The 12,479-nt window shown below is 69.4% G+C and carries 14 protein-coding genes; 9 read left to right on the forward strand and 5 right to left on the reverse strand.

Annotation, left to right across the window (positions count from 1 at the left end; translation table 11 throughout):
• Window position 1: 1 nt before the first annotated feature.
• The 4 genes from BDK63_RS11255 (at window position 2) to BDK63_RS11270 (ending at window position 3,704) form a co-directional block, all read left to right on the forward strand.
• Window positions 2-811 carry an ABC transporter ATP-binding protein gene (locus BDK63_RS11255; protein ID WP_183331961.1) on the forward strand — a complete coding sequence of 270 codons (810 nt, stop codon included), beginning with the start codon at window positions 2-4 and terminating at the stop codon, window positions 809-811.
• Window positions 808-1,569, forward strand: coding sequence for an ABC transporter ATP-binding protein (locus BDK63_RS11260; protein WP_183331963.1), 762 nt, complete (start codon window positions 808-810; stop codon window positions 1,567-1,569). The genes BDK63_RS11255 and BDK63_RS11260 overlap by 4 nt, the downstream gene beginning before the upstream one ends.
• Window positions 1,570-1,600: 31 nt before the next feature.
• A complete protein-coding gene (locus tag BDK63_RS11265) occupies window positions 1,601-2,812 on the forward strand; it encodes a benzoate/H(+) symporter BenE family transporter (RefSeq protein WP_221202595.1) in 1,212 nt (403 codons plus the stop codon).
• A gap of 70 nt (window positions 2,813-2,882) precedes the next feature.
• The gene (locus BDK63_RS11270; protein WP_183331967.1) at window positions 2,883-3,704 is read left to right on the forward strand and encodes a universal stress protein; all 822 of its coding nucleotides are present in this window, start codon (window positions 2,883-2,885) and stop codon (window positions 3,702-3,704) included.
• A 93-nt stretch (window positions 3,705-3,797) separates the two neighbouring features.
• On the opposite strand, the gene BDK63_RS11275 is transcribed toward BDK63_RS11270, so the two are convergent.
• Complete coding sequence (locus BDK63_RS11275; protein WP_183331969.1) at window positions 3,798-4,691, reverse strand: LysR family transcriptional regulator; 894 nt, start codon at window positions 4,689-4,691, stop codon at window positions 3,798-3,800.
• Between the two features lie 157 nt (window positions 4,692-4,848).
• Here BDK63_RS11275 and BDK63_RS11280 point away from each other — a divergent pair, with 157 nt between their 5' ends.
• From BDK63_RS11280 to BDK63_RS11290, 3 genes are read left to right on the forward strand one after another with little or no spacing between them, the layout of a single operon-like run.
• On the forward strand, window positions 4,849-5,061 hold the full coding sequence (locus tag BDK63_RS11280; RefSeq protein WP_183331971.1) for a hypothetical protein: 213 nt from the start codon (window positions 4,849-4,851) through the stop codon (window positions 5,059-5,061).
• The gene (locus BDK63_RS11285; RefSeq protein WP_183331973.1) at window positions 5,054-6,511 is read left to right on the forward strand and encodes a sodium:solute symporter family protein; all 1,458 of its coding nucleotides are present in this window, start codon (window positions 5,054-5,056) and stop codon (window positions 6,509-6,511) included. The genes BDK63_RS11280 and BDK63_RS11285 overlap by 8 nt, the downstream gene beginning before the upstream one ends.
• 17 nt (window positions 6,512-6,528) lie before the next feature.
• Window positions 6,529-7,830, forward strand: coding sequence for an amidohydrolase (locus BDK63_RS11290; RefSeq protein ID WP_183331975.1), 1,302 nt, complete (start codon window positions 6,529-6,531; stop codon window positions 7,828-7,830).
• A 4-nt stretch (window positions 7,831-7,834) separates the two neighbouring features.
• Here the strand turns inward: BDK63_RS11290 and BDK63_RS11295 are convergent, their stop codons facing one another.
• The 4 genes from BDK63_RS11295 to BDK63_RS11310 form a co-directional block, all read right to left on the reverse strand.
• Window positions 7,835-8,269 carry a hypothetical protein gene (locus tag BDK63_RS11295; protein WP_183331977.1) on the reverse strand — a complete coding sequence of 145 codons (435 nt, stop codon included), beginning with the start codon at window positions 8,267-8,269 and terminating at the stop codon, window positions 7,835-7,837.
• Between the two features lie 99 nt (window positions 8,270-8,368).
• A complete protein-coding gene (locus tag BDK63_RS11300) occupies window positions 8,369-8,683 on the reverse strand; it encodes an AzlD family protein (protein WP_183331979.1) in 315 nt (104 codons plus the stop codon).
• Window positions 8,680-9,393, reverse strand: a complete 714-nt coding sequence (locus BDK63_RS11305) for an AzlC family ABC transporter permease (RefSeq protein ID WP_183331981.1) — start codon at window positions 9,391-9,393, stop codon at window positions 8,680-8,682. The genes BDK63_RS11300 and BDK63_RS11305 overlap by 4 nt, the downstream gene beginning before the upstream one ends.
• Window positions 9,390-10,385 (reverse strand): LLM class flavin-dependent oxidoreductase, encoded by a 996-nt coding sequence (locus BDK63_RS11310; RefSeq protein ID WP_183331983.1) that lies wholly within the window; start codon window positions 10,383-10,385, stop codon window positions 9,390-9,392. Before BDK63_RS11310 ends, BDK63_RS11305 begins: the two co-directional genes overlap by 4 nt.
• Window positions 10,386-10,549: 164 nt before the next feature.
• On the opposite strand from BDK63_RS11310, the gene BDK63_RS11315 reads away from it, so the two are divergent.
• Entirely contained in the window at window positions 10,550-12,184 is a 1,635-nt protein-coding gene (locus BDK63_RS11315; RefSeq protein ID WP_183331985.1) for a BCCT family transporter, read from the forward strand.
• 84 nt (window positions 12,185-12,268) lie between these two features.
• Complete coding sequence (locus BDK63_RS11320; protein WP_183331987.1) at window positions 12,269-12,445, forward strand: hypothetical protein; 177 nt, start codon at window positions 12,269-12,271, stop codon at window positions 12,443-12,445.
• Window positions 12,446-12,479: the final 34 nt, after the last annotated feature.

A 12,479-nucleotide genomic window follows, 5' to 3' on the forward strand; every position in this document is an offset into this window, starting at 1 on the left:
CATGAGTGCCACGACACATCACGACGCCCTGCTCGAGACCCCTTTACTTGAAACCCCTCTGCTTCAAACCAAGGGCCTGACCCGCCGCTTCGGCGGCCTGGTGGCGGTCAACAACGTCGACTTCACGCTCCGCCAGGGCGAGATCCACGCCATCCTCGGCCCCAACGGGGCGGGCAAGAGCACCCTGATCAACCTGCTCTCCGGCGAGTTTCCGCCCTCCGAAGGCGAGATCCTCTTCCAGGGCCAGCCGATCCAGGGCAAGAAGGCGCGACAGATCGCGCGCATGGGCATCGGCCGCAGCCACCAGAAGACCAACATCTTCCCGCGGCTCACCTGCCTGCAGAACTGCCAGCTGGCGGCGCGGATCCACCTGGGCGGCGTCTTCGGCAGCTGGCGTTCGCGCCACCGGGCCCGGGAGGTGAACGAGCGCGCCTTGGAGGTGCTGGAGACCTGCCAACTGGTACATCGCGCCCATACCCCGGCCTCGGCGATGAGCTACGGCGAGCAGCGCCAGCTGCAGATCGCCATGGTGCTGGCCACCGCGCCCAAGCTGATGCTGCTCGACGAGCCCATGGCCGGCATGGGCCGCGAGGAGACCGCCCAGGTCACCGAGCTGCTCAAGGGGCTCTCGGACCGCTACCCGCTGGTGCTGATCGAGCACGACATGGACTCGGTGTTTCGCCTGGCCGATCGCATCACCGTGATGGTCGACGGCTGCGTGCTGGAGACCGGACCCACCGCCCAGATCCGGGCAAGCGAACGGGTTCGTGATGTCTATCTTGGCCGTCACCATGAGGAGTCCGCCGCATGAGCGCTGTGTTCGCAACCAATCCGCTGGCCTCGGCCTCGGGGGCTTCGGTCCCGCTGATCGAGGCGCGGGGCCTGCACACCTACTACGGCGAGAGCCATGTCCTGCATGGCGTCGACCTGCGCCTGATGCCCGGCGAGACCCTGAGCCTGATGGGCCGCAACGGCATGGGCAAGACCACCACCCTGAAGTCGATCCTCGGCTTCGTGCCGCCGCGCGAGGGCGAGGTCCGCATCAAGGGCAAGTCCACTGCCAAGCGGCGCCCCTGGCAGCTGATCCGCCAGGGCATCGGCTATGTGCCGGAGGGGCGCGGCATCTTCCCCGGCATCAGCGTGCGCGAGCACCTGATCATGGCCGCCCGCCCCAACGAGCGCGGTGAATCGCCCTGGACGCTCGAGCGGGTGCTGGACACCTTCCCGCGACTCGGCCAGCGCATCAATCACGACGGCTCCTTCCTCTCCGGGGGCGAGCAGCAGATGCTCTCCATCGGCCGGGCGCTGACCACCAATCCCGACATGGTCATCCTGGACGAGGCCACCGAGGGCCTGGCGCCGCTGATCCGCGACGAGATCTGGAAGATCATCCGCGAGATCAAGGCCTCGGGCATCGCCAGCATCATCGTCGACAAGAACATCGACAACCTGCTGGAGGTGGCCGACAAGCACCTGCTGCTGGTCAAGGGCGAGGTGGTCTACAGCGGCGATTCCCGCGGGCTCAGGGAGGACCCCTCGATACTCGACACTCACCTGGGCGTCGCCTGACGCCCACCCTGAAACGCAACTGGAGCCAATGATGCAACTACACAAGGACTGGTCGATTCCCGCCGTGACGGCGGGTTTCGTGGCGGTGCTGATCTCCTACGCGGGGCCCCTGGCGATCTTCTTCCAGGCCGCACAGAGCGCGGAGATCTCCACGGCCATGATGACCTCCTGGGTCTGGGCGATCTCCATGGGGGCGGCCGTCTCCGGCATCCTGCTCAGCCTGTGGCTGAAGGTGCCGGTGGTGACGGCCTGGTCGGCACCGGGCACGGCGCTGCTGGTCACCCTGTTCCCGGGGCTGTCGCTCAACGAGGCGGTGGGGGCCTACCTCACCGCCGCGGCGATCCTCTTTGTGGTGGGCATCACCGGCTCCTTCGACCGCATCGTTCAGGCGATCCCGCCGGGCATCGCCAGCGCCATGATGGCGGGCATCCTGTTCCAGTTTGGCGTGGGCGTCTTCCTCTCCCTGGAGTCGGTGCCGGCGCTGGCCATCGGCATGGTGATCGCCTACCTGGCCTTCAAGCGGCTCACCCCGCGCTACAGCCTGATCCTGCTGCTGGTCGTCGGCGTGGTGCTGGCGGTGGTGCTGGAGGGCGCGAGCCTGCGCGGGGTCTCGATCCAGCTGGCCGAGCCCCAGTTCATCCGCCCCGAGTGGACCTGGAACGCGACGCTCAGCCTGGCGATCCCGCTGGTGCTGGTCAGCCTCACCGGGCAGTTCCTGCCGGGCATGGCGATCCTGCGCACCTCCGGCTACAGCACGCCGGCCAAGCCGATCGTCACCGTGACCAGCCTGACCTCCTTCGCCACGGCCTTCTTCGGCGGCATCACCACGGTGGTGGCGGCCATCACCGCGGCGATCTGCACCAGCAAGGAGGCCCACGAGGATCCCGACAAGCGCTATGTGGCCGGGGTGGCCAACGGGCTCTTCTACCTGGTGGGCGGCACCTTCGCCGGCACCATCGTGCTGCTCTTTACCTCGCTGCCCGGCGAGTTCGTGGCGATCCTGGCGGGGCTGGCGCTGATCGGCGCCATCACCAGCAACGTCAGCGCCTTCGCGGCCCACAAGGGCCACCTGGAGGCCTCGGTGATCACCTTCATCGCCACCGCCTCCGGGATCAGCTTCCTGGGCCTGGGCTCCGCCTTCTGGGGCGTGGTGGTGGGGGCCCTGGCCTACCAGCTGCTGCACCGACCCTTCACGCTGTCGCGGCGCCCCGCTGCCGAGACGGCTTCCGAGAAACAACAATAGGCGCCAGGCGCCGATCACAGACGTGCCGGGGCATTCCGACAACTCGCCCGGCGCTTCGAGGAGAACCTTCATGCAGACGATCCATGTGGCCCTGGACGAGACCGACCACTCCCTGCGCGGTCTGGCGCTGGGCCGGAACCTGGCGGCCCAGCTCGGGGCCTCCCTGAGTGTGGTATCGGTGGTCGCCGACCCGGCCCAGTCCGAGGGACGGCGAGAGGCCCTCAGGGCTCGCCTGGCCGAGGAGAAGACCCCCGGCCTTGCGGCGGTACCCGTTGAGGTGATGGTGAACGACAGCGCCAAGGACGCCCTGGCGAGCCTGGCGGATCAGGAGGGCGTGGGCCTGTGCCTGGGCGCCCATGGGCGCCGCCCGGTGCCGGAGATGCTGATCGGCAGCGTGACCGCGGGCGTGGTGCGCCGCGCCAGTCGCCCGGTGCTGCTGTGCGGGCCCCGCTATGCGCCCGAGCGCCATGGCCGGGTGGAGGTGGTCATGGCCTGCGTGGATGGCTCCTCGCTCTCCGAGGCGATGCTGCCCCACGCGGTGGCGCTGGCCGAGCGCTTCGGGGCCCGCCTGCAGCTGCTGCAGGTGATCGACGCCAGCGCCATGGCGGCCGCCGCGGGGGAGGGCACCCCGGGCGACGTGATGGAGTCCGGCTATGTGCATGGCCTGGCGCGGCGGCTGGAGAGGGAGTACCGCATCGAGGTGGACTGGGAGGTACTGCATGGCACCCCGGCGGACGCCATCGTCAGCTACCTGGCCGACAGCCGCGACGTGCTGCTGGCCATGACCACCCACGGGCGCAGCGGCCTCTCCCAGGTGGTGGCCGGCAGCGTCAGCCACGAGGTGCTCCATGAGGCCTGCTGCCCGGTGGCGGTGCTGCGGCCCAGGGGCTGACCTCGTCGAGTCCGTCGGGCGAGTGGGTCCGACGACTGGCGGGTCGCTTGCCTCTGGCCTGTCGAATGCCGTCTCGTCTCGGCGTCGGGAAGGTCAGCCCTCGGCGGTCTCGCGGACCAGCTCGACCAGGTTGTGCAGCGCCGGTGAGTCGTTGTCCGGCCGCCAGGCGAACCACAGCGGCATGTCGCACGTGTCCAGCTCCGGCAGGCGCAGGAAGCGGATGCCCGGCATGGGGTGGCAGCTGCTGGCGGCGGGCAGGATGGCGATGCCCAGGCCCGCCGCCACCATGCTGAGGATGGCGATGTTGTCGGCGCCGTACTGCACCACCCGAGGATGGAAGTCGAGGCGCTGGAAGTGGGCCTGGACGCGGTCGTAGTAGACCGGCGAGGCGCTGCGAAAGCCCCAGACGAAGTCGGCATCGCTCAGCTCGGCCAGGTTCGCCGGCGGGGCGCTGGCCCAGGACGAGGCCTCCGGCACCGCCAGCAGCAGGTGGTCGGGCTGCAGGCGCCGGGCCTCCAGCCCCGGGTGGCCGTCACCATCCAGGTAGAGGATGCCGGCATCCAGGCTGCCTTCCCGCAGCCGCTCCAGCTGGGGCCCCGACAGCAGCGGGAAGACCTCGAAGGCGACCTGCGGATAGCGGTCGCGGTAGCGCCCCAGTAGCCCTGCCACCTCCGGCACCCAGAGGTGGGTCACCGTGACCCCCAGGCTGACCTTGCCGATCACCCCCTGGCCCAGCGAGGCGAGGCGTGCCCGGAGCCGGGTGCGCCGGTCGAGCAGTGCCTGGGCCTCCTCGTAGAGGGCCTGGCCCGCCACCGTCAGCCGCATGCCGCGGGCGTGGCGGTCGAACAGCCGCGTGTCGAGATCCTCCTCCAGCAGCCGGATCTGGCGCGTCAGGGCCGGCTGGGCGATATGCACGCGGCGGCTGGCGGCGGAGATGGAGCCCTCCTCCACCACGGCGACGAAGTAGTGCAGCTGACGGAATTCCATGGGCGTATCTCGCCGAGGCAAAGGGGAGCCTCAGACTCTATCCATGCCGATCCGGTATGTCAGCAATCCGAAAGCTATATTTTTGCTATCGATATGGGCGCTCCATATTGTCGGGACAAACCACAACAAGACTCGCTTCGCGAGCTGGATGACTCCCATGACCAAGACCTATCACCTGATGACGGGGCTGCACTTCGCGCTGTGCACCCTGGCCATGATCTGGCCCGGCGCCCTGATCGCCAACCGCATCGAGCCCACCGTGCTCGGCCTTCCCTTCCTGTTCTTCTGGTACGCCCTGTGGATGCTGGTGCTGTTCGCCGGCATGTGGGTGGCCTTCGTGATCCGTCACGGGGGTGGCCGCCATGAATGATTCCCTGATCGTCGTCGGCATTACCCTGACCTACCTCGTCGGCGTGCTCTGGGTCGGCCTGCGCGCCCGGGGCCAGGAGAGCTCGAGCCTCGAGGGCTACGTGGCCGGGGGGCGCCACGTGGGCGTGGTGATCCTGTTCTTCATTCTCGGCGCCGAGATCTTCTCCGCCTTCGCCTTCCTGGGGGCGCCGGGCTGGGCCTACCAGCATGGGGCGCCGGCCTTCTACATCCTGGCCTACCTGTCGCTGGTGCCGATCACCATCTGGGCCATGGGCCCGCGGGTGGCCGCGCTGGGACGCCAGAAGGGCTACCTGACCCAGGGCGACATGATCGCCGACCACTACCAGAGCCGGCCGCTCGGAATCCTGGCCGGGGTGATCGGGGTGCTGGCCCTGGTGCCCTACCTGACCATCCAGATCGCCGGGGCGGGCCTGCTGTTCCAGGCCGCCACCGACGGCCTGATCCCCTTCTGGCTCGGCGCCCTGCTGGCCTTCGTGGTGGTCGCCGCCTACGTCTTCTGCAGCGGCCTGAACGGCATCGGCTGGACCAACCTGATCCAGGGCATCATGATGATCGCCATCGCCTGGTTCCTGGGCCTGTCGATCTCCGAGCGCCTCTACGGTGGGGTCGGCGAGATGTTCAGCCAGATCCAGCTGACCATGCCCGAGTACCTGACCATGCCCGGGGCCACCGGCATGAACTGGGGCTACTTCAGCACCGCGGTGCTGGTCAGCGCCTTCGGCGGCGCCATGTGGCCGCACCTGTTCATGAAGTTCTACTCCGCCGACAGCGGCAGGACCCTGCGCAAGGTCAGCGTCTTCTATCCCCTCTACGCCTACCTGCTGGTGCCGCTGCTGTTCATCGGCTTCGCCGGCATCCTGGTGTTCGCCGACGAGCCCCTGGTGCGCTCCGACACCGTGCTGCTGCGCATGGTCATGGACGTGGCCAACTTCTCGCCCTGGGTCATCGGCCTGATGCTCTCCGGCGCCCTGGCGGCGGCCATGTCCACCGGTGCCAACCTGGCCCATACCGCGGCCATCGTGCTGGTGCGTGACGTGATGGGTCCCACGGTGATGAAGGGCGCCAGCGAGAGGACCACGGTGCGCGTGACCCGCTGGAGCGTGCTCGGCCTGTCGCTGATCGCCTACCTGTTCGCCCTGGCCAACCCCGCGTCGCTGGTGCTGCTGCTGCTCGGTGCCTACGGGCTGATCGTCCAGCTCTTCCCGATGGTCATCGGGGCGCTGTTCCTGCCGCGGCTGCGTCGCGCCAGCGTGATGGCCGGCGCCCTGGTGGGCAGCGTGGCCTACCTGCTGATGGACTTCGCCTGGAGCTCGCCGCTGGGCTGGCACGCCGGCGTCTGGGCGATGCTGCTCAACGTCGGCGTGGTGGCAGCCTGGCAGTGGCTCGGCAAGCCCGCCCTGGCGGCTCCGACCCCGCAACGCACCCCATGAACGCCAAGGAGGCCATGATGACGACGCAAACCCCGACGCGGGATCTCAAGGGCGCCATCGGCGCCCAGGTGGAGGCCGCCTTCGACAGGGTGCAGGCGCTCTATCGCCGGCTGCACCAGTACCCCGAGCTGCCTTTCCAGGAGCACGAGACCAGCGCTCGCCTGGCCGAGGCCCTGGAGACGCTAGGCTATGAGGTGACCCGCGGCGTGGGGGGCACCGGCGTGGTGGCGCTGCTCAGGAACGGCGAGGGTCCCACGGTGATGCTGCGCGGCGACATGGACGCACTGCCCATCAGGGAGGAGACCGGGCTCGACTACGCCAGCACGCGGACGGTCGAGACCGAGGGCGGCACGGTGCCCCTGATGCACGCCTGCGGCCACGACCTGCACAGCAGCTGCCTGGTGGGCGCGGCCGCAGTGATGGCCGGGCTCCGGGAGCAGTGGTCCGGCACCCTGATGCTGGTCTGCCAGCCCGCCGAGGAGATCTTCGGCGGGGCGAAGGCGATGCTCGACGACGGCCTCTACACTCGCTTCGCGCGGCCGGACGTGATCCTCGGCCAGCACAACATGCCGGCCCTGGCGGGCACCGTGGGCCATATCGCCGGCGGCGCCATGGCCGCCTGCACCAACCTGGCGGTGACCATCCACGGCGCCGGGGGTCACGGCTCCATGCCCGCCCAGACGGTGGACCCGGTGGTGATCGCCGCCCACGTGGTGACCCGCCTGCAGACCATCGTCGCCCGGGAGGTACCGCCGGAGGAGACCGTGGTGGTCACCGTCGGCAAGCTGCACGCCGGCACCCAGGCCAACATCATCCCCCACTCGGCGGAGCTCGAGATCAACATCCGCAGCTTCGACAACGCCCTGCACCGCCAGGTGGTGGCGAGCATCGAGCGCATCATCCGCGCCGAGTGCGAGGCGGGGCGCTCGCCCAGGCCGCCGGAGTTCCGGGTGCTCAACGAGACCATCGCCCTGCACAACGATCCGACCGCGGTGGAGCATCTACGCCGCGCCCACGCCGAGCACTTCGGCGAGGCGAGCCTCTATGCCATGCCGCGGCTCAACGGCAGCGAGGACTTCCCCTTCTTCGGCCATGCCGAGGCGGGGGGCTTCGGCGGCGACGATATTCCCTGCGTCTACTGGTTCATCGGCGCCACGCCGGCCGAGCGCTGGGCCGATACGCCGGGGGAGAGCGTTGCCGAGAAGATGCGCCACCTGGAGATGCCGCACTCTCCCTACTACTTCCCGGGCAACGCCGTGACCCTGCGCACCGGGATCGAGGCCATGGCTGCCGGGGCCCTGGCTTGGCTGGCGGCCTGAGTCCTCAGCGCGAGTCATCGGGGGCACCGTCGTGCCCCCGCTGCTCCGGCTTCACCTCGTAGTCCCCCTCCAGCACCTGCTGTTCGCGGTGGCGGCCGTCGGCGTCGCGGGTCTCGCGATAGCGTGTCTCGCGGTAGTGGAAGCCGCCCCCCACGTCCTCGGCCTGGTCGGCGCGCATCTTCTCCATGCGCTTCTTCAGCCGGTAGCGCAGCAGCGGCATCAGCGCCCAGCCGAGCAGCAGGAAGAACAGCCCCAGCACCATGGCGACGATCATCATGGCGCCGAACAGCAGCCAGGCGAGCAGCATCTTCAGGCTGCCGAGCAGGCCGCCGGCGTTGGTCTGCCGGGCACGCTGCTGCCACGCCTGGGCGGTGCGCCAGGCGACGTTGCGGTGGTAGTCGCGGCGCGGGTCCTGGTCGGGGCCTCGGGAATCGGACATCACTCTCTCCGTTGGGCGGCGCATGGCGCCGAAGGAAATGGGGCCCTTGAAGGGGCTGGCCCTTGGAAAGCGGGCGGGACGCTTCGTTCCGATGATGGGTCAGGATGCGACCAGGCGCCACAGCGCGGCGGTGAGGATGCCGGCGGTGATCGCCGGCAGCGGCTTGCGCAGCGCCAGCATCACCGCGGCCGTGGCCACCAGCGCCATGCGGGCGCCGCCGTCGCCATGGACGGCCATGGGCGTGATCACCGCCACCAGCACCGAGCCGGCCATGGCGTTGATGAAGCGCTCGACGCGCGGGCCGATGGGCACCCGGGCCATCACGAAGACCCCGCCGGCGCGGGTCAGGTAGGTGGTCAGCGCCATGATCAGGATGGCCAGCAGCACCCCGCCGTTGGCGGCCGTCAGGGTCATCGGGTCGCCTCCTGGCGGGCGGGGGGCAGCAGCAGGCCCACCAGGCCGCCGGCCAGGGCGCCGACGATCACATGGGCATGGGGCGGCAGCCAGGCCATCGCCGCCAGGGCGGCGATGGCCGCGGCGCCCCAGGGCAGCAGCACGCCGAGGTCGCGCTTGTCGCCCACCAGCATGGCCAGCAGGAAGCAGCCCATGATGGCATCCAGCCCGAAGCGCTCGGGCTCGCCGATGCCGCTGCCGAAGGCCACGCCCAGGCCGGTGCCGATCATCCAGGTGGTCCAGAGGGCGATGCCGCCGCCGACCAGGATGCCGAGCCGCGCCGCCGTGGAGCCGCCGCTCATGGCCATGGCCCAGTTGGCGTCGCTGAGCAGGATCAGGCTGGCGTAGCGCCGACCGGCGGGAAGGTCGCGCAGGTAGGGGTAGAAGGCGGCGCCCATCAGCAGGTGGCGGGCGTTGATCGCCAGGGTGATGGCCACCAGGGGCACCAGCGGGATGGTGTCGCCCCACAGTTCCAGGGTGGCGAACTGGGCGGCCCCGGCGAACACCAGGCCGCTCATCAGCAGGGTCTCCAGGCCGGAGAGCCCCTGCTGCAGGGCCGCGACCCCGAAGGCGAGCCCGAAGACGATGACGAACAGCGAGAGCGGGGCCATGCGCCGGAAGCCCTCGACCAGGTGACCAAGGGTCGCCGGCGCGGCGTCGTCCCGGCTCATGAGTGCCACACCTCGGCGACGAGCTCGTAGCTCCTGAGGCGGTCCTCCAGGGCGTAGACGTCGGTGTTGAGCATCAGCTCGTCGGCGCCGGTCTGCTCGAGGAAGGTCTCGAGGCCGTCACGCACGGTCTCGGGTCCGCCGACGATGGCCGCCCCCAGGAACTGCTGCAGCTGGGCCTCCTCCATGGGCGTCATCGCCAGGTGCTCCACCGGCGGCTTCGCACAGGTGCGCCGGCCGCGGATCATCCCCAGGAACTTCTGCCGGGCGGTGGTGGCCAGGTACTCGGCGTGGGCGTCGTTGTCGGCGGCGATCACCGGCAGGCCCACCATGGCGTGGGGCCGTTCCAGCACCGCGGAGGGGCGGAAGTTGTCGCGGTAGAGGCGCAGCGCCTCGAACAGGTAGCCGGGGGCGAACTGGGCGGCGAAGGCGAAGGGCAGCCCCAGGCGGGCGGCCAGCTGGGCGCTGTAGCCGCTGGAGCCGAGCAGCCAGATCGGCACCTTGGTGCCCTGGCCGGGGACGGCCCGCACGCGCTGGCCGGGCTGCGCGTCGCCCAGGAAGCCCTGCAGCTCCTCGAGGCGCTGGGGGAAGTCCTCCACGCCGGCGTAGGGGTCCCGGCGCAGGGCGGCCATGGTGGCGCCGTCGGAGCCCGGCGCGCGTCCCAGCCCCAGGTCGATGCGCCCCGGGTAGAGGGTCTCCAGGGTGCCGAACTGCTCGGCGATCACCAGCGGCGGATGGTTGGGCAGCATGATGCCGCCACTGCCCACCCGGATGCGCTCGGTGGCGCCGGCCACATGGCCGATCAGCACGGCGGTGGCCGCGCTGGCGATGCCCTCGATGCCGTGGTGCTCGGCCAGCCAGAAGCGGGTGAAGTCCAGCCGTTCGGTCAGCCGCGCCAGGGCCACGCTCTCCCGGAAGCTGTCGGCGGCGCTGCCGCCCTCGCGGATCGGTGCCAGGTCGAGGACGGAGAGGGGCGTGTCGGCGAGACGGGACATGGCGACTCCTGGAAGCGCGGGGGGAAAAGACGTTAGCCTGCTGAACGTTTTCATCATCGGGGCAGCGGGCGCCGCATGCAATCCCCCGGCGGACCCACCATGCGGCGAGAGCGGATGGCTGGTAGACTCAACCTGTACAATACTTGGACATAGAAGGTGCCGATATGGCAGATCATGGAGGAAAGACGGTCTTCACCGTCTCTGCGCTGATCATCCTGGCGCTGGTGGCGGTCGGAGCCGCCTTCCCGCAGGGGTTCGGCAATGCCGCCAGTGCCGCCCTGGCCGGTGTCACCCAGCTGTTCGGCTGGTTCTATCTCTTCTCGGTGTTCGGCTTCGTGATCTTCCTGCTGGGCCTGGCCTTCAGCAAGTACGGCAAGATCCGCCTCGGCCCCCAGGACAGCACCCCGAGCTTCAGCTTCTTCTCATGGATCAGCATGCTGCTGGCCGCCGGCTTCGGCGTCGGCCTGGTGTTCTACGGCATGGCCGAGCCGATGTTCCACTACATCGAGCCGCCCTACGGCGACATGCCGGCCGAGACCACCGAGGCGGCGCGCTACGCGATCCAGTACAGCTACTTCAACTGGGGCATCCACCAGTGGGCGGCCTTCTCGGTGGTGGGTCTGATCATCGCCTACTTCCAGTTCCGCAAGGGCCAGGCGGGGCTGGTCTCCTCGGTGCTCTCCTCGGTGACCGCCAAGCACCCCGGGGCGCGCCGCTATGCCCCGGCGTTGGACGTCTTCGCCGTGGTGGCCACGGTGATGGGGGTGGCGACCTCCCTGGGGCTGGGCGTGCTGCAGATGAACGGCGGGCTCAACGCCGTGTTCGGCCTGCCCGAATCGGTGCTCTGGCAGTTCCTGATCCTGTTCGTGATGTTCCTGGCCTACATGGCCTCCACCTGGTCGGGCCTGGACAAGGGCATCAAGCGCCTCTCCAACCTCAACATGATCCTCTGCATCGGCCTGATGCTCTATGTGCTGATCACCGGCCCCACGGTGGCCATCCTCGAGACCATCACCCTGGGGATCGGCGACTACCTGCAGAACTTCATCGGCATGAGCCTGCGCATCTCCCCCTACTCGGACAACACCTGGGCGAGCAGCTGGACCATCTTCTACTGGGCCTGGGTGATCGCCTGGTCCCCCTTCGTCGGTACCTTCGTGGCGCGGGTCTCCCGCGGGCGCACCATCAAGCAGTATGTCTTCGGCGTGCTGGTGGTCCCGCCGCTGCTGGCCTGCCTGTGGATCGGCGTGTTCGGCGGCGCGGCGCTCAACATGGAGCTGGGTGGCGACGTGGGGCTGGCCGCGGCTACCCAGGCCAACATCACCGTGGCGCTGTTCGAGATGTTCGCCCTGATGCCCTTCAGTGGCCTGCTCTCGGTGGTGGCGATGCTGCTGATCTTCATCTTTCTGGTCACCTCGGCGGACTCCGCCTCCTATATCGTGGCCCAGATGACCGACAACGGCTCCATCAACCCGCCGCTCTACAAGCGGGTGGTGTGGGGCGTGCTGATCGCCGCCATCTGCCTGACGCTGATCGCCGCCGGCGGCCTCACCGGCCTGCAGTCGGCTTCGGTGCTCTCGGCACTGCCCTTCACCTTCATCCTCTACGGCATGGTGGTGGTGCTGGTGCGCGAGCTGCGCGCCGACCGCAAGGCCATGCTGACCCAGCTCTACCGTCGCCATGGCGAGACCCCGGTGGGGGCCGACGCCTTCGAGGCCGAGCTGCTCGGTGAGGAGGAGCGCCTGCGCCGGGCGCCGAATGTGGTCAATCGTCGCATCAATCGCCGCGACGGGATCTGACACTGGCTGCCTGCGTCGTCTCCGCTGGCCTGGGAGCGTCGCAGGTCGTAAGCTCAGGGGAAATGGTGAAATCGGACTTCCGCCATGTCTCTCCTTCCCACGGCCCGCGGCCCTCGGCGACGCGGTGCCACCCGCCGGCGACCGTCGCGTCGACTGTCCGGGGCGCAGTTCGATCGCTGGCTGGATCGGCTGGTCGACGTGGCCGTGGTCGTGGCGCTCGTGGTCGGGGGCGCTGCCCTGATCCTGACCCTGCTGCTGTAGGCGGCTGCCTGCACCGGGGCAATGCTCGCCAAGG

It is taken from the genome of Halomonas campaniensis, assembly GCF_014193375.1.
GTDB classification, from domain to species: Bacteria; Pseudomonadota; Gammaproteobacteria; order Pseudomonadales; family Halomonadaceae; genus Halomonas; species Halomonas campaniensis.

What these genes read in the sequence shown, in the direction of transcription:
- BDK63_RS11265 (WP_221202595.1), top strand. Translation starts at nt 1,601, where the DNA reads ATGCAACTACACAAGGACTGGTCGATTCCCGCCGTGACGGCGGGTTTC.
- BDK63_RS11300 (WP_183331979.1), bottom strand. Translation starts at nt 8,683, where the DNA reads ATGACCCTGACGGCCGCCAACGGCGGGGTGCTGCTGGCCATCCTGATC.
- BDK63_RS11270 (WP_183331967.1), top strand. Translation starts at nt 2,883, where the DNA reads ATGCAGACGATCCATGTGGCCCTGGACGAGACCGACCACTCCCTGCGC.
- BDK63_RS11275 (WP_183331969.1), bottom strand. Translation starts at nt 4,691, where the DNA reads ATGGAATTCCGTCAGCTGCACTACTTCGTCGCCGTGGTGGAGGAGGGC.
- BDK63_RS11310 (WP_183331983.1), bottom strand. Translation starts at nt 10,385, where the DNA reads ATGTCCCGTCTCGCCGACACGCCCCTCTCCGTCCTCGACCTGGCACCG.
- BDK63_RS11285 (WP_183331973.1), top strand. Translation starts at nt 5,054, where the DNA reads ATGAATGATTCCCTGATCGTCGTCGGCATTACCCTGACCTACCTCGTC.
- BDK63_RS11315 (WP_183331985.1), top strand. Translation starts at nt 10,550, where the DNA reads ATGGCAGATCATGGAGGAAAGACGGTCTTCACCGTCTCTGCGCTGATC.
- BDK63_RS11280 (WP_183331971.1), top strand. Translation starts at nt 4,849, where the DNA reads ATGACCAAGACCTATCACCTGATGACGGGGCTGCACTTCGCGCTGTGC.
- BDK63_RS11305 (WP_183331981.1), bottom strand. Translation starts at nt 9,393, where the DNA reads ATGAGCCGGGACGACGCCGCGCCGGCGACCCTTGGTCACCTGGTCGAG.
- BDK63_RS11290 (WP_183331975.1), top strand. Translation starts at nt 6,529, where the DNA reads ATGACGACGCAAACCCCGACGCGGGATCTCAAGGGCGCCATCGGCGCC.
- BDK63_RS11295 (WP_183331977.1), bottom strand. Translation starts at nt 8,269, where the DNA reads ATGTCCGATTCCCGAGGCCCCGACCAGGACCCGCGCCGCGACTACCAC.
- BDK63_RS11260 (WP_183331963.1), top strand. Translation starts at nt 808, where the DNA reads ATGAGCGCTGTGTTCGCAACCAATCCGCTGGCCTCGGCCTCGGGGGCT.
- BDK63_RS11320 (WP_183331987.1), top strand. Translation starts at nt 12,269, where the DNA reads ATGTCTCTCCTTCCCACGGCCCGCGGCCCTCGGCGACGCGGTGCCACC.
- BDK63_RS11255 (WP_183331961.1), top strand. Translation starts at nt 2, where the DNA reads ATGAGTGCCACGACACATCACGACGCCCTGCTCGAGACCCCTTTACTT.